The organism is Pseudomonas fluorescens, from assembly GCF_902497875.1.
Taxonomy (GTDB): Bacteria; Pseudomonadota; Gammaproteobacteria; order Pseudomonadales; family Pseudomonadaceae; genus Aquipseudomonas; species Aquipseudomonas fluorescens_BR.
The window spans coordinates 95555-117424 of record NZ_CABVHY010000001.1; the positions used below are offsets into that span (position 1 = coordinate 95555).

Here is a 21870-nt window from a genome sequence, read left to right on the forward strand (position 1 = left end):
ACGGGGGAATGTGCGAAGCCACAAATTTCTTGACTGACCGGGCCTGTGGACAGCCAATAATTTTTGGTCAGCGTTGAGGCAGAAAACACAAATCCCGCCATAAAGGCGGGATTCGCTTGCAGCCAGACCTGCTCCCGAGAATCGGGAGCGGCGTGCTTAGGCCGGGAACAGCTCGCTCAGCTTCATCGCCAGCATCATGTCGCCTTCAGCGCGCAGTTTGCCGCCCATGAACGCCTGCATGCCGTCGGTCGAGCCGTCGACGATGCCTTCCAGGGTTTCGCCGTCCATGACCAGGGTCACGCCAGCGTCAGGGTTAACGCCTTCTTTCAGCTCGCACGTACCGTCTTTAACGACCAGCGAGAAGTTCTTTTCTTCGTCGATGCGAAAACCGAATACCAGGTCCAGGCCCGCAGCAGCGGCTGGGTTGAACTTGGCTTTCATTGCTTGTACGGCATCAGCTACGGAGGTCATGGTTCGATCCTTTTTATGGGGTTGTTACAACAAGGGTCACAATTAGCCGGCGCTCAACGGAAGGTGATGAGTTCCGGGGTCTTCAGCAGTTGCAGATGCACATGACTGTTGAAGGAAGCCAGAGCGACCTCGCGACCGCGGAACTTGAGCAGGTTGAGCGAGGTGTTGACGATTTGCCAGTTCAGTTCAAAGGCCTGTGCGGCAGGCATTTGGGTAATCAGATGGAGCAGGGCGGTGATGGTCCCGCCGGAAGTGAACACGGCGATTTTCTGGGTGTTGTCCGCTTGCTCGAGAATACGCTGCAAACCGGCCTGGACACGACCGACGAACCCCAGCCAGCTTTCCAGCCCCGGTGTGTCATAGGTGCCACTGAGCCAGCGCTCGATGATCAAGGCGAAGATGCGCTGGAACTCTGCGCGATGTTGTGTGGCATTGCGCAGGATGTTCAGCGCTTCGGGTTCGTCCGGCAACAGGCCGGGAAGCAGGGCGCGAATAATGGCGTCGGCATCGAATTCGTTGAAGGCCGAATCGACTTCCAGCAAGGGTACCGGCATGCCGATGGCACCGAACTGCTCAAGCGCGCAGGTGGCGGTGTGCTGTTGCCGGCGCAAGTCGCCAGACAGGCAGCGATCGAAGCTCAGGCCCAGTTCCGCCAGGTGGCTGCCGAGCACTTGTGCTTGGCGCACACCGATCGGCGACAGGACGTCATAGTCGTCTGCACCAAAGGAGGCTTGGCCATGTCGAATCAAGTAGATGCTGCCCACGTGCGCGTCATCCCGGTGCGTTGTAAGTTTTGCGAGGTTATGAGGATGGCGGTGGGCTGTCAATAAAAAAACATACGCTTGTTTGAAATGTTCGTTAGAGGCCGGTAACAGCAGGTTTCACGGCTGGCCGCGAGGCGGGCGCATGAGTATGCTTGAGGTATCCCGCGACCGTTGTTCAGCGGCGCACAGTATTTAAGGAGTCCCTGTGGAGTTTCTTGCCGAGTACGCAAGTTTTTTGGCTAAAACCATCACCCTCGTCATCGCTATCCTGGTGGTCCTGGCCAGTTTCGCGGCATTGCGCAGCAAAGGCCGGCGCAAAGGTGCAGGCCAGTTGCACGTCAGCAAACTCAATGATTTCTATAAAGAGCTGCGCGAGCGTCTGGAGCAGGCCCTGCTCAGCAAGGATCAACTCAAGGCCTTGCGCAAATCCCAGGGCAAGCTCGAGAAAAAGCAGAAGAAGCAGGCTGAGACCAAGCCTCGGGTATTCGTGCTGGATTTCGATGGCGACATCAGAGCCTCCGCCACTGAAAACCTGCGCCACGAAATCACCGCGCTGCTGAGCCTGGCGACGCCCAAGGATGAAGTGGTTTTGCGTCTGGAGAGCGGCGGCGGCATGGTTCACAGCTACGGCCTGGCTTCTTCGCAACTGGCGCGGATCCGTCAAGCCGGAGTACCGCTGACGATCTGCATCGACAAGGTGGCAGCCAGTGGCGGCTACATGATGGCTTGCATTGGCGAGAAGATCATCAGCGCGCCGTTTGCCATCCTCGGCTCGATCGGCGTGGTGGCGCAATTACCCAACGTCAATCGCTTGCTGAAAAAGCACGACATCGACTTTGAGGTGCTGACCGCCGGCGAATACAAGCGAACCCTGACCGTGTTTGGCGAGAACACCGAGAAGGGCCGGGAGAAATTCCAGGAAGAGCTGGACATCACTCATCAATTGTTCAAGAACTTCGTCTCGCGCTACCGCCCGCAACTGGCCATCGACGAAGTGGCCACTGGTGAAGTCTGGCTGGGTATCGCGGCATTGGACAAGCAACTGGTTGATGAACTGAAAACCAGCGACGAATACCTCGCCGAACGGGCCAAGGGTGCCGAGCTTTACCACCTGCACTACGCCGAGCGTAAAAGCCTGCAAGAGCGGGTCGGGCTGGCGGCGAGTGGCTCGATCGATCGTGTGCTGTTGAGTTGGTGGAGCCGGTTGACTCAGCAACGTTTCTGGTAAGTCTGTCCGCACAAGGCCCTGTCACTGATCTTCAGTGACAGGGCCTTGTTGTTCCGGTGTCATCATCGAGCCCTGGGTTCAAGCGTTGATTTTTGATTCGGGGCTTTACTCGAAGTCTGACTTGCGATTCGTCATGTTATTCATCGAGCATGAATGCAAGTGTATTGGCGGGTCCCCGCGGCCATTTGTTTTTCGATAGTTTACGTACTGCAATTTCGGTCGATATTTCCTACGGCGTCTGCGCTATTTTGTTTCTATTTCTGGCGCGTGGTTTGAATTAAGTTTGTTTTACCTAAACGCAATAAGGAAATTGCAGAATGTATGTTTCAAATAGGGCCAAAGTTTCAGCTTCAAGAACCTTGTGGGAAAAAGAAAAATTCAGCTATGTGATGATCTTGCATCGCTCCGTAGATGGAGAGATTCTTCAAACGCCCATAAAAACCGAAGAGGGCGCGCTTTATGTCGATCGAGAAGACTGGGCAGGCATTCATGCAGCGCGATTCAAACGCCTTGAAGACCTGGTTCAGGCATTGATGTTTCGAGGTATGTCGCAAGTTCCCGGGCGGATGGACCGTGTCAAGTTTCCCGGACTGCCCTTGCCCGGATCCCTGGAAGAACAGTTAAGCAAAACCGATATGTTTATGCTTGATGATCTTTATGGTTTTCAGGTTCAGTATGATTCTTCCAGTTCCGGTGGGCGTGCATTTTCACTGTCGGTTATCGACAGTGGTGTGTCGTTCAAGAGCGGAGCTCCGATAGAAATTCGTGACGTGCGTTTTGATACTGTTGATGCTGCTCTGGATGCTTTGAATCATTATGGCGAGGCGAAACTTCTGGATTGGGGTTTCAGTCTGGGGGTGCGCGTGCCAGAGTTCAATTGATCATACTGAACAAGGCGTGAACAGGCCCTGAAATCTGGAGGCTCCGGATTTCCGGGCTTTTTTGTACCTGAGGTTTGGCGTCGGCCAGCTTGGTGAGGTTCGGCAGGTTTGTTCGGAGTCTCCCTAGGATCCTTGACGATATTTCCGGCATTTGTTTCAGCTGTGCCTGTTTAATCTGGGCACTCCTGAATCAACTGCAAAGGAATTGCACAATGATTGACTCTAAGAACAACCTCGATTCTGACAAACACCCACTGCCCGTTGCACCGATGCGCGCAGATCTGCAGGCCACCGTTGAGTCGGCGCTGCCCCTGTCGCCTGGTCAGTTTGGTGCGCAGCTTATCCAGGAAAAATGGGGTAAAGACATCGCGCCCCAGACTGCACAGCTGGTAACGCTCGATTACAACTACAACGGCCACCCGGTGCAAAACGGAGTCCAGCAGGGACGGGTAGCGAGCTCGCAAAACCTGACACAAGTGTTGCTATCAAATTATCAGACTGTGGGCGATGGGCGCTTCGGGGAAACGGCTTTCGGTTTCTACACGCCCCCCGACATCGGCCCGCAGGTGCGGATAGTCGATAAGGTCGATGAGTTTGCTTATCCTGGCAGTGGTAACCATAAAACCTATGAAGGCATCTACCGTCTGACGGATCCGCAAACCTATGGCCCGCTCACGCAAATTGCGCTGAGGCCTGCCGATTTCAAAAAGTGGGTATGGGAACTCGAGTTCAAGGACCAGTTCAGTGATTACGTTCAACGGGCCTGGCCGTCGGACGAAGTGATCGTTGCGCCTGGAGCCTATGCGCTGCGGACATCGGTCAAAGCGGCGTTTGTCATGACGGCTTTTTTGCAACGGCAGGAGAACAGCCTCACCCAGGACGGTCTTGAAGTGGCACTGCGAGCGGCAGGGTTGGCGCCCGAGCAGCAGTGGGAGCACCTGACCATCGAGCAGTTACGCGCTCCGACACGCGCCCCCCACCTGGTCGAAGTCGCCCGGCTGGTGCTCTATCGCTATACCGCCAGGGATATCTGGAGCTTCCGTCACCGTTCCAGCTCACGGATTCTGTTGTACATTCCGGGCAATTCTTCGCCTTTACATTACTTTGCCGATGCCAAGGCGCTGCACGACTGGATTGTGCAGCAAGGCAAGGATCCAGACAAGAAACAGGCGCTGGCCGCCCATTTTGCCGAAAACGATCGAAAAGACGGCCCACTCCATGCGGGTGTGCTGACTGCATTGGATGGGATGGTGGATTACCCCCGCCAACACCATCTGAAAAAGGGTCATGGTTTATTCAATAACGATGGTTACTGGGATCCTGCCGAATATATCGATTTCAAGCTTGCATCCAGAGACACCGATCCCTTCGCGCAACTGGTCATGACAATGAAACAGGCGGCGAAAGCGAGTATCGAGACTATTCGCGATGATGCCCAGGTCAATCGGGATAACCTGAGCGCAGTGATCGAACCCATTGTGCAGTGGGTCAACAAGTTCGGTCCCTTGGCCTTGTTTGTGCCCGGTGGTGAAGGCTTGCTGGCGTTGGCCGGGATCATCGACGCCGGATATGGCCTGGACCAGGCGGTAAACGGCAAGAGTCCGGACGATCGATCGGAAGGCGTGACACGTAGCGTGTTTGGTTTGCTCAATGCGCTCCCGCTATTGGGCGCTGGCGCTGCACTTAGAGGCGAAGGTACTGGCGAAGCGCTCGTAGAGGATGTGACCCGTTCAAGAGAAAAGCCGACGGAGCCTGGCATCCGGCCCACAACTGAAGAACCCTTATTCAAGGATGACGCATCCAGTGAAGTGGCGCCTGCCACACAACAGCCGTCAAGCGTCAGGACGCGCCTGGAGTTGATGCGAGGAATCGGCCCCTCCGTTGCGTCATTCAGCGATGAGGTGCTGGAGCAAATAGGCAAAGTCAGTGCGGTCGATGACGACATGTTGCGTTTGATGCAGGCCGGACGCCCACCCACTCCCTTGCTGGCCGATACGATCAGCCGCTTCAGGATTGATCAGGATCTCCGGGGGCTTGACCCGCAGATGCGCCTCGGACAAGAGGCCGCCATTTCTCGGGCTGAGCGCTTCCAGGGTCGTTATGACGCGCTTCAGACCTCCGCGCATGAATGGGTTCGGCTGTTTCAGCGTGAATATCCAGGCTTGCCTAAAAGCGCCATAGAGCAAATGCTCGACCGGTCAGGAGTGGATATTCAGGTTTCGCCAACAGCGGTTGAAACCAGGCGCCTGCTCCGGCAGCTGGATGGCAAAGCGACCCAATATGAGCAACACGTACGGCTCAATCGTGCGTATGAAGGGCTTTACCTTCAATCGATGGAAAATCCCGAGACCGACATACTGGCCTTGCACTCTCTAAAAGCATTGCCCGGATGGCCCAGGGCGGTTCGGATCGAAGTACTCGAGAGTACCGCTGGCGGTAGAGTCCTGGACCACGTCGGTCCAATCGATGCAGCTGTTCGCAGGAGTCTGATCAAGGTGGGCAACCGATATCGGGGGTATGACGCTCAGGGGCTCGTTCGGCAAGATACAGACGATTTCTATCATGCGGTTCTCGCTACCTTGTCTGAAACAGAGCGCTCAGCGTTGCAGTTGCAGCCGCTTGATGAAGTGCGGGACCTGAAGCTGAAAATCAGTGAGCGAGCATTGCGGCGCTCCGAACTCATCATTGGGCTTCGGAGGATGGACTCGGGACTGTCTTTTGACGCTGGAGGGCTTCGAGGCGGCGGTTATCCGGTTACGTCGCAGGGTGAGGCGTTTTCACACGAGGTGGTGATACTTCAGGTCCAGTCGATATACCCCGAGTTCACCCGCGCGCAGGCTGATGAGTTTCTGCAAGGCATGGGCGCCGCAGCTCATACAGAACTGATCCGGTTGCACACGCAGTTCGAGCAGCTAAGTATCGATCTGAGCGGCTGGATCGATCAGGTAACGCTGGATATTGACGACATGGACGTTGATCTTTTGTCCGCGCAGGACGAGGAGGCGCAGGGGATGGATGCTGCGCAAATCGAGGAAGAAAATATCGAGCGCCTCGAAGAGGCGATGCATTATGAACGGCAGGCAAGGATGGAGCTGGCATCCGAGTTGACAGCATTCTGGCAAAGGCGGGGGCATGAAAGCAGTTGTGTTTATGCGGGCGAGCAGTTGCTTGGTTACAAACTGGATCTGGACTTCGAGGACTTCCATTGTCTGCCCGCACTGGGCGCAAAGTTCACTGAGGTCGTTGAGCTGTCCATGAAAAACTTCCAGCTGACCCGCCCTGAAGGACTGAACGATTTCCTGGAATGTTTTCCCCATCTTCGAACGCTGAACATGGAAGGTGTCGACCTGCGCCTGTTGAATGAACAGGGCGTGTGGCAAGGCGTTTTGCCGCAAGCCATTGCTCGTATGGTCGATCTCACCACACTGAACCTCAAATCGACCAGGTTGGTGTTGACCGAGCGAGCCGCAGGCCAGCTGTCTGGCCTGGTTCGCCTGCAAGTATTGGACTTGAGCGATAACCCGCTGGGTGCTCCTCCGCTGATCCTGGGGATGACTGAGTTGCGCAGGCTGAACTTGAGTGGTTCGGGCATCACGACCTGTCCGGTAGGCATCCTCGACCAACCGTATCTGGAGTCCCTGGACCTGAGCAATAACCGGATCACCCGGATACCTGCGGCCGTTCTGACCCAGGCGGTGGACAGAGACCATGTTCAGTTGTGGGGGAATCCGCTGACGGATGAGGACAGTCTGCGGCGCATTATTGCCCATCGAGAACAAACCGGTATCAACCTCTGGTTGAGCGCGCCAGTCGCGGATTTGAATCAGCCCGGCGTCTGGTTGCAAAGGCTTGCGCTAAAGCACGTGATACTCAAGCGCCTGGTGTGGCAGCGTCTGGAAGCGAGGCCAGGGTCCACACGTTTTTTACGAGTGTTCGAGGGCCTGAGCCGTACCGCCGATTTCCAGGTGAGCTACCCGGTGCTTCAGGCGCGGATCTGGCGTTTGCTGGAGGAGGCGGATGCCTCGCAGGAGCTGTGGGGCTTGTTAAGCAGGGATGTAGCGTTATCGGCTCTGGATGCTGAAAATCCGTTTGCGAGCTTCACGCGTCTGGAAAACAGAGTCAGGCTGTACAAAGACTGGGTACAGATGGGCAGGCCCATTCCGATAGATGATCTGCAACAGGACTGATGGGTGCAGCAAGCCTTGAGCCCGGGGCCGGGTTCAAGGCTTTTGATCATTTAACGTCGACGAAACAGCGGCAGCGGTTCGTCAGCGGCGGCCTGATAGGTCACCGAAAAGTCCCTGAGACTTTCCAGGGCTTCGTACGGGTCTTTGTCTGCACGCAGGGCGTAGGCATCGAAGCCGCAACGGTGCAGATAGAACAGCTGGTCACGCAGCACGTCGCCGATGGCCCGCAGTTCACCCTTGAAGCCATAACGATCACGCAGCAGGCGCGCGTTGGAGTAGTTGCGCCCGTCGGTGAAGGCGGGGAAATTCAAGGCAATCACCTGGAAGAATTCGATGTCGTCGCCGATCTCTTCGGCTTGTTCATCGGCATCCAGCCACACACCCAGGCCACCATCGCGGGCCTTGAGGGCGTGAGCGTGATCACGCCACAAGGCCAGCGGGACGATCAGGTCGTCGCAGTTGGAGATACCGTCGAAGGTCGCGTCCTTGGGCAGCAAGTGCCAGGTTTCGTCGATGACCTCGTTGTTCTTAATTATTCGCTGCATAGACGCGCTCCTTGAAGAGGTCAATGCCGATACGTTGGTAGGTGTCGATGAAGCGCTCGTCTTCGGTACGCTGTTCCAGGTACACGTCGATCAGCTTCTCGATCACGTCGGGCATTGCATCCTGGGCGAAGGAAGGACCGAGGATCTTGCCCAGGCTGGCATCGCGGCTGCCGCTGCCACCGAGGGAGACCTGGTAGAACTCTTCGCCTTTCTTGTCGACTCCGAGAATGCCGATGTGGCCCACGTGGTGGTGACCGCAGGCATTCATGCAACCGGAGATGTTCAGGTCCAGCTCGCCGATGTCGAACAGGTAGTCCATGTCCTCGAAACGACGCTGGATCGACTCGGCAATCGGGATCGACTTGGCATTGGCCAGGGAGCAGAAGTCACCGCCCGGGCAGCAGATGATGTCGGTCAGCAGGCCGATGTTCGGCGTGGCGAAACCTTGCTCGCGCAGCTCGCCCCACAGAGTAAACAGCTGGCTCTGCTCGACGTCGGCGAGAATGATGTTCTGTTCGTGGGAGGTGCGCAGCTGGCCGAAGCTGTAACGGTCGGCCAGGTCGGCAATCCCGTCGAGTTGCTTGTCGGTCACATCGCCCGGGGCCACCCCGGTCGGCTTCAGCGACAGGGTCACGGCCACATAGCCCGGCTTTTTGTGCGCCAGGGTATTGCGAGTACGCCAGCGGGCAAAACCTGGGTGTTGCTTGTCGAGTTCGGCCAGCTCCGCAGCCTGGTCGGCCAGGACTTTGTACTGCGGATCGACGAAATGCTTGGCGACACGCTGAACTTCAGCGTCGGTCAAGGTGCTCTGGCCACCGCGAAGGTGAACCATTTCCGCGTCGACTTTCTCGGCGAACACTTCAGGAGTGAGCGCCTTGACCAGGATCTTGATCCGCGCCTTGTACTTGTTGTCGCGACGGCCATAGCGGTTGTACACCCGCAAAATGGCGTCGAGGTAGCTCAACAGGTCCTGCCATGGCAGGAACTCATGGATGAAGGCGCCGACCACCGGAGTCCGGCCCAAACCGCCGCCCACCAGCACCCGGAAGCCCAGCTCGCCAGCGGCGTTATGCACCGGCTCCAGGCCGATGTCATGGACTTCAATGGCTGCGCGATCCGCGGTGGAACCGTTGATGGCGATCTTGAACTTGCGCGGCAGGTAGGCGAATTCCGGGTGGAAAGTCGTCCATTGGCGAACGATCTCGCACCAGGGGCGCGGGTCGATCAATTCGTCGGCAGCGACACCGGCGAACTGGTCGGTGGTGACGTTGCGCAGGCAGTTGCCGCTGGTCTGAATGGCGTGCATCTGCACGGTTGCCAGTTCAGCCAGGATGTCCGGGATGTCTTCCAGCGCTGGCCAGTTGAACTGCACGTTCTGCCGGGTACTGATGTGGGCATAGCCCTTGTCGTAGTCGCGGGCGACCTTGGCCATCATCCGCGTCTGGCGCGAAGTCAGTTGGCCATAAGGCACCGCAACCCGCAGCATCGGGGCGAAACGCTGGATATAAAGGCCATTTTGCAGGCGCAGGGGGCGGAATTCTTCTTCGCTCAGCTCACCTGCCAGATAGCGTCGGGTCTGATCACGGAACTGCTTGACGCGGTCCTCGATGATCCGCTGATCGTATTCGTCGTATACGTACATATAGGTCCTGTTCTCAGGCTGCTTTGCCACAGCAAATCCGCGCGCACGGCCGCGCACTCCCAACGGAGCGGAGGCACGATACCAGTTTGCGGTTATGCGCAAAAGTGATGTTTGAGTATATGCAAAGAACTAAAACGACTAATGAACACCGTGCCGGTAAAACCCACATTTGTGGTGCGGGCAATACTGGACTTTACTGTGCTCGAGTCTTCGTGCAATCACCGATAAAACCGACAAGAGGCGATGCAATGAACAACCCGACCAAAGCAACGAAAAGCGACAGCAGTGTCGATGCGTGGGCCATTTTGTTTCTGATCATCCTGGTGGTCTCGACCGCTGTGTACTGGGTCAGCCATCAATAAGTAGTCCTGTCCGGGCCCTGAGCCGACAATTGTCGGACAAAACGGTAATCAAGCGGGGGGTTGCTGGCATTTAGCTAGCTATAATGCGCGGCTAATTTCCGGGGCTCGGATTGACCATGTTAAAGTTTCTCTGCGGTGTATTTCTGGTGCTTGGCGGGTTTATCGGGCCGAGTGCGCATGCCGCGTCGGTGCTGTTCCTGAATCCCGGGGCCAGCACGGAAACTTTCTGGGTCAATTATTCGCAATTCATGCAGGCAGCCGCCCGGGACCTGGGCATGGACCTGCGGATTCTCTATGCCGAGCGCCAGCCCGAGATCAATCTCAAGCAGGCCCGTGAAGCCCTGCAAGGGCCAAAGCGCCCGGATTACCTGGTGTTCGTCAACGAACAATACGTCGCTCCGGAAATTCTGCGCCTGGCGCAGGGCAGTGGGGTGAAGCTGTTTATCGTCAACAACGCCCTGACCCCCGACCAGCTCAAACTGTTGAATGAGCGCGAGAACAAATACCCCGACTGGATTGGCAGCATGGTCGCCAATGATGATCAGGCCGGTTACTTGATGCTCAAGGAACTTGTCCGCCAGCACAGACCCGTTGCTGCGGGCCAGACCATCGATCTGCTGGCGTTCTCCGGAGCGAAAATCACCCCGGCTGCGCAACTGCGTGAACAGGGCCTGCGGCGGGCCCTTGCCGAGCATCCTGAAGTCCGCTTGCGTCAGTTGGTGTATGGCGAGTGGAACCGTGGGCGAGCTTATGAGCAGGCCAGGCAACTGCTCAAGCGCTATCCGCGGACTGCCTTGATATGGTCGGCGAACGACCAGATGGCGCTGGGGGCAATGACCGCGCTGGAGGAGGCGGGCGGGCGGCCGGGCCGGGAAGTGCTGTTCAGTGCCCTGAACAGTTCGCCAGAAGCGTTGCAGGCGCGTATCGATGGCCGTCTGAGTGTGCTGGTCGCCGGGCATTTCACCATTGGCGGCTGGGCCATGGTGCTGTTGCATGACCACGCCCAGGGGATCGATATCGCCGGCAATGGTGGGCGGGATCGACAAGTACCCTTGTTGCAATTGATCGATCGGCAGCAGGCGCAGCGTTTGTTGGGGTTCAAACAAGCCAAGGATTACAACGTCGACTTCCGCGCGCTTTCGGCGCAAGGCCACTCGCCCTCATACCGCTATCCGTTCAGCCTGCGACTGCTGGTGCACTGACCCGCGCTTCAGACGCCAGCCAAATGCAGGACCAGTTTCACAATGCCAAACAAGGCCAGCGCAAAGACTGCCGTGAACAGAATGCCCAGCACCACGAAATGACTGGGTTTGCCGTGGGAGAAATCCCGCGCGCGGTTTTTCCCGCTCTGCACACCAAATGCAGCGGCCACGACGCTGTGGAGCATCTGCCACAGGGTCGGTGGTTTGTTGTTGGCAGGGTCGTCCATAAAGCCCTCTTCACAGGTTGTGTGTACAGAGCATAGCTAATTTGTGGCGCGCGGGGGATAGCAAAAAGATCGCAGCCTGCGGCAGCTCCTACGCGCCGACCGCATACACCCGCGATGTTGCGGGTGTACACAAATCCCCGACCGCGTACATGCGCGATGTTGCGTGTATACGCGAATCCCCGACCGCGTACATGCGCGATGTTGCGTGTATACGCGAATCCCCGACCGCGTACATGCGCGATGTTGCGTGTATACGCGAATCCCCGACCGCGTACATGCGCGATGTTGCGTGTATACGCAAATCCCCCGACCGCATACACCTGCGATGTGTATCCGCAAATCCCTGTAGGAGCTGCCGCAGGCTGCGATCTTTTGATCTTGACCTTAGTTGTCGTAACCCAGATTAGGCGACAACCAACGCTCGGTAACGCTCAGGTCCTGGCCTTTGCGGGCGGTGTAGCTCTGCACCTGGTCCTTGTCGATCTTGCCCACGGCGAAGTACTGCGCTTGCGGGTGGGCGAAGTACCAGCCGCTGACCGCCGCCGCCGGGAACATCGCGTAGTGTTCGGTGAGGAACACGCCGCTGCGGCCGGCCTTGAGTTCGCTGGCCTCTGGGTCCAGCAGCTGGAACAAGGTGCCTTTCTCGGTGTGATCCGGGCACGCCGGATAGCCGGGGGCAGGGCGGATGCCGGTGTATTGCTCTTTGATCAGCGCTTCGTTGTCGAGCTGTTCGTCCTTGGCGTAACCCCAGTAGTTTTTCCGCACCTGCTGGTGCAGCCACTCGGCGCAGGCTTCGGCCAGACGGTCGGCGAGGGCCTTGACCATGATCGAGTTGTAATCGTCGCCAGCGTCCTGATAAGCCTTGGCCACTTCTTCGGCGCCGATCCCGGCGGTGGTGATAAAGCCTCCGACATAGTCGGTGATACCACTGTCTTTCGGCGCAACGAAGTCGGCCAGGGAGAAGTTCGGCTTGCCGTCGGTCTTGATGATCTGCTGACGCAGGTGATGCAATTTAGCGATTGGCTTGCCATCGTCACCATAGACTTCCAGGTCATCGTCCTGCACCTGGTTGGCTGGCCAGAAGCCGAACACCGCGCGGGCGCTGATGAGTTTTTCGTCGATCAGCTTGGCGAGCATTTCCTGGGCGTCGGCGAACAGCGAGGTGGCGGCTTCACCGACCACTTCATCGGTGAGGATGCGCGGGTATTTGCCGGCCAGGTCCCAGGAGATGAAGAACGGCGTCCAGTCGATGTATTCGGCCAGCACCTTGAGGTCGATGTTGTCCAGGACCTTGGCGCCAGTGAACGTCGGCTTCACCGGCTGGTAGCTGCTCCAGTCGAACTGTGGCTTCTTGGCGATCGCCACCGGGTAACTCAGGCGTTCGGTGCGGGCGCTGCGGTTGGCGGTGCGCTCGCGGACTTCGATATATTCCAGGCGGGTCTTCTCGACGAAGGCCGGTTTCAGTTCCCTGGACAGCAGCTGAGTCGCCACGCCCACGGCGCGCGAGGCGTCGGTGACGTAGATCACCGCATCGTTGCTGTACTTGGGTTCGATCTTCACCGCCGTGTGGGCCTTGGAGGTGGTCGCGCCGCCGATCATCAGCGGCAGATGGAAATCCTGACGCTGCATTTCCCGGGCGACGTGGACCATTTCATCGAGGGACGGGGTGATCAGGCCGGAGAGGCCGATGATGTCGCACTTCTGTTCCTTGGCGACCTGGAGGATTTTCTCGGCCGGCACCATCACGCCGAGGTCGACGATGTCGTAGCCGTTACAGCCCAGCACCACGCCGACGATGTTCTTGCCGATGTCGTGCACGTCGCCCTTGACCGTGGCCATGAGGATCTTGCCCTTGGCTTCCGGTTTGTCGCCTTTTTCCAGCTCGATGAAGGGGATCAGGTGGGCCACGGCCTGCTTCATCACGCGGGCGGATTTCACCACCTGCGGCAGGAACATTTTGCCCGCGCCGAACAGGTCGCCGACGATGTTCATGCCGGACATCAGCGGGCCTTCGATCACCTCGATCGGACGGGCGAACGACAGCCGGGATTCTTCGGTGTCTTCAACAATGTGCGTGGTAATGCCTTTGACCAGCGCATGCTCCAGACGTTTGTTGACCTCCCAGTTGCGCCACTCGCCGGTTTCGGCTTCCTTGACGCTGCCATCACCCTTGTACTTGTCGGCGATCGCCAGCAGCGCATCGGTGCCGTTCGGGGTGCGGTTGAGCACCACGTCCTCGACGGCGTCGCGCAGTTCGGCCGGGATCTGGTCGTAGATCTCCAATTGACCGGCGTTGACGATACCCATGCTCAGGCCGTTGCGGATCGCATACAGCAGGAACACCGAGTGGATCGCTTCACGCACCGGGTTGTTGCCACGGAACGAGAACGACACGTTGGACACGCCACCGCTGGTCAGCGCATGGGGCAGGTGGTCACGGATATAGGCGCAGGCATTGATGAAATCGACGGCGTAGTTGTTGTGCTCTTCGATGCCGGTGGCGATGGCGAAGATGTTCGGGTCGAAGATGATGTCTTCCGGTGGGAAGCCGACTTCGTTGACCAGAATGTCGTAGGAGCGTTTGCAGATTTCCTTCTTGCGCGCTTCGGTATCGGCCTGACCGGACTCGTCGAAGGCCATCACCACCACTGCGGCGCCGTAGCGCTTGCACAGTTTGGCGTGCTGGATGAACTGCTCGACGCCTTCCTTCATGCTGATGGAGTTGACGATGCCCTTGCCCTGGATGCACTTGAGGCCGGCTTCGATCACTTCCCACTTCGAGGAGTCGATCATGATCGGCACACGGGAGATGTCCGGTTCGCCGGCGATCAAATTGAGGAAGGTCACCATGGCCTTCTTCGAATCGAGCATGCCCTCGTCCATGTTGATGTCGATCACCTGCGCGCCGGCCTCGACCTGCTGCAGGGCGACTTCCAGGGCTTCGGTGTAGTTGTCGTCGCGGATCAGCCGGGCGAAGCGCGCGGAACCGGTGATGTTGGTCCGCTCGCCGACGTTGACGAACAACGAGTCGCGATTGATGGTGAACGGCTCCAGGCCCGACAGGCGGCATGCCTTCGGAATGTCCGGAATCGGCCGCGGCGCGTAGTTGGCCACGGCCTTGGCGATGGCCTCGATGTGCGCGGGGGTGGTACCGCAGCAGCCGCCGACGATATTCAGGAAGCCGCTTTGGGCGAACTCTTCGATGACCTTGGCGGTCTCGGCCGGCAGTTCATCGTATTCACCGAACTCGTTCGGCAGACCGGCGTTCGGGTGCGCGGACACATAGGTGTTGGCCTTGTCCGACAGCTCTTCCAGATACGGTCGCAGTTCGCTGGCACCCAGGGCGCAGTTCAGACCGACGGAAATCGGCTTGGCGTGGCTGATGGAGTTCCAGAAAGCTTCGGTGGTCTGGCCGGAGAGGGTGCGGCCGGAGGCGTCGGTGATGGTCCCGGAAATCATGATCGGCAGTTCGATCCCCAACTCTTCGAACACGCCTTGCACGGCGAAGATCGCCGCCTTGGCATTCAAGGTGTCGAAGATGGTTTCGATCAGGATCAGGTCGGCGCCGCCTTCGATCAGGCCTTTGGTGGCTTCGCTGTAGTTCTCTACCAGCTCGTCGAAGGTCACGTTGCGGTAGCCAGGGTTGTTCACGTCTGGCGACAGCGAGCAGGTCCGACTTGTAGGACCGAGCACCCCGGCGACGAAGCGCGGCTTGTCCGGGGTTTCCAGGGTCTTGGCGTCGGCCACCTTGCGCGCCAGGCGTGCGCCTTCTACGTTGAGTTCGTAGACCAGTGCTTCCATGCCGTAATCGGCCTGGGATACCTGAGTGGCGTTAAAGGTGTTGGTTTCGAGAATGTCGGCCCCGGCATCCAGATACGCCTTCTCGATCGCCCCGATCACGTCCGGGCGGCTGAGAATCAACAGGTCGTTGTTGCCTTTGACGTCGCTCGGCCAGTCGGCGAAGCGTTTGCCACGGTAGTCCTGCTCCTCGAGCTTGTAGCTCTGGATCATCGTGCCCATACCGCCATCGAGAATCAGGATGCGCTCTTTGAGAGCTTGATGAAGGGCTTGAAGGCGAGCGCTGCGATCGGACATAGGACTACCTGGTAAGGCCAATACAAAGAGGCGCGATGATAGCAAACCTGTGCGCTTTTAGAGCATGGCAGGGTTTTGCATGAATATCGCTCATGTTGGTGGCAGGGCCGGACCGGTAGAATCGCCGCGTCGTTTCTATCGTCGGGACAGGGATATGCCGTATCGCGTGGTCATCAGCAGTGTTCTGCTGCTGTTAAGTGGTGCCGTCACAGCGCAAGGTCCGGCGTCGGCGATTTCCTACAGCCGCGACATTCAACCGATCTTCACCGAAAAGTGCGTGGCCTGCCATGCCTGCAATGACGCCGCCTGTCAGCTCAACCTGGGCAGTGGGGAGGGCGCGGCGCGGGGCGCAAGCAAAATCCCGGTCTATGACGGTGAACGCAGCCGGGCTTCAGCACCGACTCGGCTGTTCTACGATGCTTTCGGCAAGGCGGCCTGGCAGCACAAAGGCTTCTATTCGGTCCTCGATGCTCAAGGCAATCAGGCGGCATTGCTGTCGCGCATGCTCGAACTGGGACACCAGGCACCCTTGCAGCCCAACGCCAAGCTGCCCACCGAGATTGTTCTGGGCTTGAACCGGGAAAACATCTGCCCGCAGCCGGGCGAGTTCGACGGCTATGCCAGCGCCCACCCGAAAGAAGGCATGCCCCTGGCCGTCACCGGTCTGACCGATCAGCAGTATCAGACCCTGCAACGCTGGCTGGCGTCCGGGGCACTGATCGACGAGCAAGACCTGGCCCCCAGCGCCAGGGAGGCGTTGCAGATCGTGCAGTGGGAACGCCTGCTCAATGCCCCAGGCAGCAGGGAAAGCCTGGTCGGCCGCTGGCTGTTCGAGCACTGGTTCCTCGCGCATATTTACTTCAAGGACGGCGAGCCGGGGCATTTCTTCCAATGGGTGCGCTCGCGTACGCCGCCGGGGCAGCCGATCGAGCTGATCGCCAGCCGCCGCCCAAATGAAGACCCGGGGACTCAGGTCTATTACCGCCTATGGCCAGTGCAAGGGGTGATCGTCCACAAGACTCACATCACCTACCCCTTGAGCGCAGCGAAAATGGCGCGGATCAAGACCCTGTTCTATAGCGGTAACTGGCAGGTCAGTGCCTTGCCGGGCTACGGGCCGGAACGCAGGGCCAATCCATTCGAGACCTTCCAGGCGATTCCGGCGCAGGCGCGTTATCAGTTCATGCTCGATAACGCCGAATACTTTGTGCGGACCTTTATCCGCGGTCCGGTCTGCCGTGGGCAGATCGCCACCGACGTCATTCGCGATCACTTCTGGGCCCTGTTCCAGGCGCCGGAGCATGACCTGTACATTACCGACCCCAATTACCGTGGCCAGGCCACGCCCTTGCTCGCGATGCCGGGGCAGAACGACGACGTCGGCAGCGTCCTGAGCCTGTGGCACGGCTATCGCGACAAACGCAACGCATACGAGGCCTTGCGCCGGGACAGCTACGCCGATACGCCGGCACCGAGCTGGTCGACCCTGTGGGCCGGCAATGACAACGCGCTGCTGAGCATTTTTCGGCACTTCGACAGCGCCTCGGTGAGCAAAGGCCTGATCGGTGACGTGCCGCAAACCCTGTGGCTGTTCGATTATCCGTTGCTGGAGCGCACCTACTACCAGTTGGCGGTCAACTTCGATGTGTTCGGCAACGTCTCCCACCAGGCGCAGACTCGCCTGTACTTCGACCTGATTCGCAACGGCGCCGAGCAGAACTTCCTGCGCCTGATGCCGGCTGATTCCCGGAATGGCTACCTCGACGATTGGTATCAGAACAGCGGCAAGTTCAAGATGTGGCTGGACTACGAGTCCATCGACAACGACCAGCCCACGGCATTGAATCTGGACGAACAGGATCCGAAGCGGGACTTTGTCAACCAGTTGCTGGTTCGCTACGGCGATCTGAACGCCAGGCCTGATCCGATAAACCGCTGTGGCGGGGCCTATTGCTCTCGGCCGAACATCGATCCGGCGCTGCAGGAAGCGGAACAGACCTTGAGCCGTCTGGCTTCGCGCCCGGCCGCCGGGCTCAGGGTGGTCGACCAGCTACCGGAAGCCGTGGTGCTGCGTATCGAGACTCAAAGCGGCAAACGCGAGGTCTATAGCCTGCTGCGCAATCGCGCCCACAGCAACGTGGCGTTCATGCTTGGCGAATCGCTGCGTTATCAGCCGGGGCTGGATACCCTGACGATTTATCCGGGGATACTGAGCAGCTATCCGAACTTCATCTTCAACATTCCGGCCGGGCAGGTACCTGATTTTGTGGCACGGATGGAGCAGGCCAGGGACGCTGACGGGCTCGAGAAAATCGTCGAGCGTTGGGGGATTCGTCGCAGTCATCCGCAGTTCTGGCAGTACTTCCATGACCTGAGCCAGCACATCCACGAGACCGAACCGGTGGAGGCGGGGGTGCTGGACATGAATCGCTATGAGAATCTGTAACCGGTTGACCGGTAGTCCTCGGGGCCACCGGTTCTTTCCCGACCTAAATACTAGGACTTTGTCCGGCGCGATGATTGGCGTAAACTGCGCCCAAGCCTGCGAGGAGTTTCCATGACCGCCATAACCATTACCGACGCCGCCCACGATTATCTGGCTGATCTGCTGTCCAAGCAGAACACCCCGGGGATTGGCATCCGCGTCTTTATCACCCAGCCGGGCACCCAGTACGCCGAAACCTGCATTGCCTACTGCAAGCCGGGCGAGGAAAAACCGGAAGATACCGCGCTGGGGCTCAAAAGCTTCACCGCTTATATCGATGCCTTCAGCGAAGCCTTCCTCGACGATGCCGTGGTTGATTACGCCACCGATCGCATGGGTGGCCAGTTGACCATCAAGGCGCCAAACGCCAAAGTACCGATGGTCAACGCTGACAGCCCGATCAACGAGCGCATCAACTATTACCTGCAAACCGAAATCAACCCGGGGCTGGCCAGCCACGGTGGTCAGGTCAGCCTGATCGAGGTGGTTGAAGACGGTATCGCCGTGCTGAAATTCGGCGGCGGCTGCCAGGGTTGCGGCCAGGCCGATGTCACCCTGCGCGAAGGCATCGAGCGCACACTGCTCGAACGCATTCCCGAGCTCAAGGGTGTCCGTGACGTCACCGACCACACGCAGAAAGAAAACGCCTACTACTAATAAGTAAGGCGTTCGCTGCAAACCGAAAAAACGGCGCCCGTGAGCGCCGTTTTTTTATGCCTGGGAATTGAGGTGGCCGTTACATAGTCCCGTAGCAGCTGGCGAGCTCGCGAGACTGCGTTCGGCCGCGCAGCGGTCGTAATCCAGGCGACTCGGTTAATCTGAAACACCGCGTTATCCGATTTTACGAGGGCTTCGCCCTCGAACGCAGGCTCGCGAGCTCGCCAGCTGCTACGGAAATTGATGGCCCTAAGGGCGATAGAGATGCGCATGCCCTGCGCGATACAACGACGACTCGCTGAAATTGTCACTGCCCAGTACCCGACCCACCAGGATCAGCGCCGTGCGGCGAAAGCCCTTGGCCTGAACCTTTTGCGCGATATCTGCCAGAGTCCCCACTACCCAATCCTGATCCGGCCAGGTGGCGCGATGAATCACTGCGATCGGGCAGTCCGCGCCGTAATGCGGAAGCAGCTCGGCGATGATTTTTTCCAGGTGATTGACCCCCAGATGAATCGCCATGGTCGCGCCATGCTGTGCCAGGCTCCCCAGCTCTTCCCCGGCCGGCATCGCGGTTTTGTCGGCATACCGGGTCAGAATCACGCTCTGGGACACGTCCGGCAGTGTCAGCTCCGCCCCCAGCAGCGCCGCGCAGGCGGCCGTCGCGGTCACGCCGGGGACGATTTCGAAGGGAATACTCAGCTCGCGCAAGTAACGAATCTGCTCGCCAATCGCGCCGTACAGGCTTGGGTCGCCGGAATGCACCCGGGCCACGTCCTGGCCTTTGCCATGGGCGCTCTTGATCAGTTCGACGATCTGTTCCAGGTGCAGCTCGGCGCTGTTGACCACCTGTTCGGCCTGGTGGCCTTCCAGCACGGCGGCGGGTACCAGCGAGCCGGCATAGATGATCAGCGGGCAGCTGCGGATCAGTCGTTGGCCTTTGACGGTGATCAGTTCCGGGTCGCCGGGACCTGCGCCGATAAAGTAGACGGTCATGCCGGTCTCCTGTGCAAAGTCGTGGCGGCAATGCTTCAGATGAAGATTGCTCATGATCGAGGGCGGGGATTATCGGGGATTTTAAGCAGATGAGGCTAATGCAAGGGTCGCCTGGCCATATTTTTGTCGCAGGATCAGCAATCTGGCCGGGGTTTGCGCCAGTTGTTCGACCAGTGCCAGGGCCGCGCTTTCGGCCACGCCATAGCAGCCGGTGCGCTCAAAGGCGATTTGCGAGTGATGGCTGAGGTGTGGCTCATAAGCGGCGAGCTGCGTGCTATTGAACAGCGTCAGTGGTAGCGCCAGTTGCTCGGCCAGCTCGAGCAGGCCCGGCTCATCGCGCTTCAGGTCGATGCTGGCCAGCGCCCGAATCGCTCGAAGCTCGATGTTATGGGCCTGCAATGCCTGGTCGAGCAGCGCCCGCAGCGTGCTGGCGGGGCAGCCACGCTGGCAGCCCAGGCCGACCACCAGGGTCGGCGCTGTGCTGATCGGCGTCATCAGCGTTACTGACCTGCGTTGTTGCGGCGGAACAACCAGGCGCTGATCAGACCCATGGCCAGCCAGAACGCCGCGTTGGTCAGCTGCGAAGCGATTTTGAATTGGGCTTCGAGCGCTTCCGGGGCGAGCATCGAATGCACTTGCGGCTGTGGGGCGCCAATGATGTGTGGTACGGCCAACGTCGCCACGCCGAGAATCTTCAGAGCCCAATGCTTGCCGAACACGATCAGCGCGATGCCGACGGCGGTGGACGCCGCGGTACCGACCCACCAGATCTGCCGCTGCGCCAGGTCGGCTGCGACAGTACCCGGCAGCTCGGGCGGCAGGCCCAGGGTCGGCGCCAGGCAGAAGGTCGCGTAACCGGCCAGGCCCCAGAGCAAGCCCTGAGAGGTACGGCTCGGAGTGCGCAAGGTATAGAGACCGGCGAGCATCAGGGCGAAACCGACCGCTACCACCAGATTGCCACCGGTGGTCGACAGCACGCGCTGCCAGCCGTCTTCCGGTGCCCAGGCTTCGGCGTCGTGGGTGTGAGCGGCAACAGCGCCTTCAGCATGTTCGTGAACTTCGGCAGCCGGGGCATTTTCGTAGGTTTCCGCCTGGAGAATCAGCGGCGCGACCCAGAAGCTTTGCAGCAGGGTCAGCAACAAGGCCGCGAGCAGCCCGGTGAAACCTGCGGTTTGCGCAATACGCTTGATCATGACGGCAGGTCTCAATGGCACGGGAAGGCGGAGCTGTGACGGGTGTCGTGGGCGGCGTTGTGCACCGCTTCGATGTGCGAGAAGCCGGCGAAGTACACCAGGCACGCGCCGAAAATCGATGCGCCGATAGCGACAATCAGGCGTTGGCTCAGGGTGGATGTGGTGCTGGCGGTGCCTGCGTGGCGAGTGCTGCTGATAGTCGACATGGCGCTTCCCTCTGGTGTGTCAGCGGGTGAATCGAGCGCGTGAAAACCCCGCGAGACTGGCCCGCAGAGATCCGAACAGCGCCCGCCCACCGCGGGTTTTTGATCTATGTATTGCGGGCCGGTCTCCGGGCTCGCGAGGGGCAGGGCTGGCGCCCGAACCTGCAAGAGTCACCTTCCCATGCCGAACTGCTGACACAGTGGATCTGACTCTTCGCTCGCTTACCGTTGCGGGGGCAGCACCGGACTGATCAAGGCTTGAGTAAAGCACATGACTCACCGGTTTCCCGTTTCACCCTGTGAAGGGCACCCGTAACAAGGCGTGTAGGAGAGCATGGGCGGGGGATGGGAGTCAATTGGCAAGGGTTCTCAACTCGGAATCGAGGCGCTCCCATCGCGAGCAAGCTCGCTCCCACAGTTGACCGCATACCCCTGTGGGAGCGAGCTTGCTCGCGATGGCGTCGTCATAGTCGCCATAGATCTCTATCCGGACATTGACCCGCCCCGATGCGATGCGTAGCCTTGCGCTTTCGAGGTTCTTCGGCGTCTGCCGAAGCTAAGAAGGGAACGCGGTCAATGCCGCGGCTGCCCCCGCAACTGTGAACGGTGAGGTTTTCTGCCACGCCACTGCGCCATTTATCCAGAGGCGCGGGAAGGCGCAGAACTCGCCAGTCGAAGGACTGGCACACCGTCAGCCAGGAGACCTGCCTCGTCCCAGATTCTCACTACAAC

16 protein-coding genes and 2 riboswitches are annotated in these 21870 nt (G+C 59.1%); of the genes, 6 read left to right on the forward strand and 10 right to left on the reverse strand.

Going from position 1 to position 21870, the window contains the following annotated elements; genetic code table 11:
* Nucleotides 1-156: 156 nt before the first annotated feature.
* A complete protein-coding gene (locus tag F8N85_RS00450) occupies nucleotides 157-471 on the reverse strand; it encodes an SCP2 sterol-binding domain-containing protein (RefSeq protein WP_150801735.1) in 315 nt (104 codons plus the stop codon).
* Between the two features lie 53 nt (nucleotides 472-524).
* On the reverse strand, nucleotides 525-1235 hold the full coding sequence (locus tag F8N85_RS00455; RefSeq protein ID WP_150801736.1) for a histidine phosphatase family protein: 711 nt from the start codon (nucleotides 1233-1235) through the stop codon (nucleotides 525-527).
* Nucleotides 1236-1440: 205 nt separating this feature from the next.
* On the opposite strand from F8N85_RS00455, the gene sohB reads away from it, so the two are divergent.
* From sohB to F8N85_RS00470, 3 genes are all read left to right on the forward strand, one after another.
* Nucleotides 1441-2463, forward strand: coding sequence for a protease SohB (gene sohB / locus F8N85_RS00460; RefSeq protein ID WP_150801737.1), 1023 nt, complete (start codon nucleotides 1441-1443; stop codon nucleotides 2461-2463).
* Nucleotides 2464-2780: 317 nt separating this feature from the next.
* Nucleotides 2781-3344 (forward strand): hypothetical protein, encoded by a 564-nt coding sequence (locus F8N85_RS00465; RefSeq protein WP_150801738.1) that lies wholly within the window; start codon nucleotides 2781-2783, stop codon nucleotides 3342-3344.
* Nucleotides 3345-3556: 212 nt separating this feature from the next.
* Nucleotides 3557-7531, forward strand: a complete 3975-nt coding sequence (locus F8N85_RS00470; RefSeq protein WP_150801739.1) for a dermonecrotic toxin domain-containing protein — start codon at nucleotides 3557-3559, stop codon at nucleotides 7529-7531.
* A 50-nt stretch (nucleotides 7532-7581) separates the two neighbouring features.
* Here the strand turns inward: F8N85_RS00470 and F8N85_RS00475 are convergent, their stop codons facing one another.
* Together F8N85_RS00475 and F8N85_RS00480 are read right to left on the reverse strand one after the other, a co-directional pair.
* Nucleotides 7582-8076: a DUF934 domain-containing protein gene (locus F8N85_RS00475; RefSeq protein WP_150801740.1), complete on the reverse strand. Its 495-nt coding sequence runs from the start codon at nucleotides 8074-8076 to the stop codon at nucleotides 7582-7584.
* Nucleotides 8060-9718, reverse strand: a complete 1659-nt coding sequence (locus F8N85_RS00480; protein ID WP_150801741.1) for a nitrite/sulfite reductase — start codon at nucleotides 9716-9718, stop codon at nucleotides 8060-8062. Before F8N85_RS00480 ends, F8N85_RS00475 begins: the two co-directional genes overlap by 17 nt.
* Before the next feature lie 478 nt (nucleotides 9719-10196).
* Here F8N85_RS00480 and F8N85_RS00490 point away from each other — a divergent pair, with 478 nt between their 5' ends.
* On the forward strand, nucleotides 10197-11282 hold the full coding sequence (locus F8N85_RS00490; protein ID WP_150801743.1) for an ABC transporter substrate-binding protein: 1086 nt from the start codon (nucleotides 10197-10199) through the stop codon (nucleotides 11280-11282).
* Nucleotides 11283-11290: 8 nt separating this feature from the next.
* Here F8N85_RS00490 and F8N85_RS00495 read toward each other — a convergent pair whose 3' ends face one another.
* Nucleotides 11291-11509, reverse strand: coding sequence for a DUF2970 domain-containing protein (locus tag F8N85_RS00495; protein ID WP_150801744.1), 219 nt, complete (start codon nucleotides 11507-11509; stop codon nucleotides 11291-11293).
* A 384-nt stretch (nucleotides 11510-11893) separates the two neighbouring features.
* Entirely contained in the window at nucleotides 11894-15604 is a 3711-nt protein-coding gene (metH, locus tag F8N85_RS00500) for a methionine synthase (protein WP_150801745.1), read from the reverse strand.
* 154 nt (nucleotides 15605-15758) lie between these two features.
* Between metH and F8N85_RS00505 the strand changes: the two genes are divergently transcribed.
* Complete coding sequence (locus F8N85_RS00505) at nucleotides 15759-18050, forward strand: fatty acid cis/trans isomerase (RefSeq protein WP_150801919.1); 2292 nt, start codon at nucleotides 15759-15761, stop codon at nucleotides 18048-18050.
* 111 nt (nucleotides 18051-18161) lie between these two features.
* The gene (nfuA, locus tag F8N85_RS00510) at nucleotides 18162-18746 is read left to right on the forward strand and encodes a Fe-S biogenesis protein NfuA (protein ID WP_150642850.1); all 585 of its coding nucleotides are present in this window, start codon (nucleotides 18162-18164) and stop codon (nucleotides 18744-18746) included.
* Nucleotides 18747-18995: 249 nt separating this feature from the next.
* Here nfuA and cobM read toward each other — a convergent pair whose 3' ends face one another.
* From cobM to F8N85_RS00530, 4 genes are all read right to left on the reverse strand, one after another.
* Nucleotides 18996-19742 (reverse strand): precorrin-4 C(11)-methyltransferase, encoded by a 747-nt coding sequence (cobM, locus tag F8N85_RS00515; RefSeq protein WP_150801746.1) that lies wholly within the window; start codon nucleotides 19740-19742, stop codon nucleotides 18996-18998.
* An 81-nt stretch (nucleotides 19743-19823) separates the two neighbouring features.
* Complete coding sequence (locus F8N85_RS00520) at nucleotides 19824-20237, reverse strand: cobalamin biosynthesis protein (RefSeq protein ID WP_150801747.1); 414 nt, start codon at nucleotides 20235-20237, stop codon at nucleotides 19824-19826.
* Nucleotides 20238-20242: 5 nt separating this feature from the next.
* The gene (locus F8N85_RS00525; RefSeq protein WP_150801748.1) at nucleotides 20243-20935 is read right to left on the reverse strand and encodes a CbtA family protein; all 693 of its coding nucleotides are present in this window, start codon (nucleotides 20933-20935) and stop codon (nucleotides 20243-20245) included.
* Between the two features lie 11 nt (nucleotides 20936-20946).
* The gene (locus tag F8N85_RS00530) at nucleotides 20947-21141 is read right to left on the reverse strand and encodes a CbtB domain-containing protein (RefSeq protein ID WP_150801749.1); all 195 of its coding nucleotides are present in this window, start codon (nucleotides 21139-21141) and stop codon (nucleotides 20947-20949) included.
* 98 nt (nucleotides 21142-21239) lie between these two features.
* Nucleotides 21240-21467, reverse strand: a riboswitch (cobalamin riboswitch).
* A 187-nt stretch (nucleotides 21468-21654) separates the two neighbouring features.
* Nucleotides 21655-21865, forward strand: a riboswitch (cobalamin riboswitch).
* The last annotated feature ends 5 nt before the right edge of the window (nucleotides 21866-21870 follow it).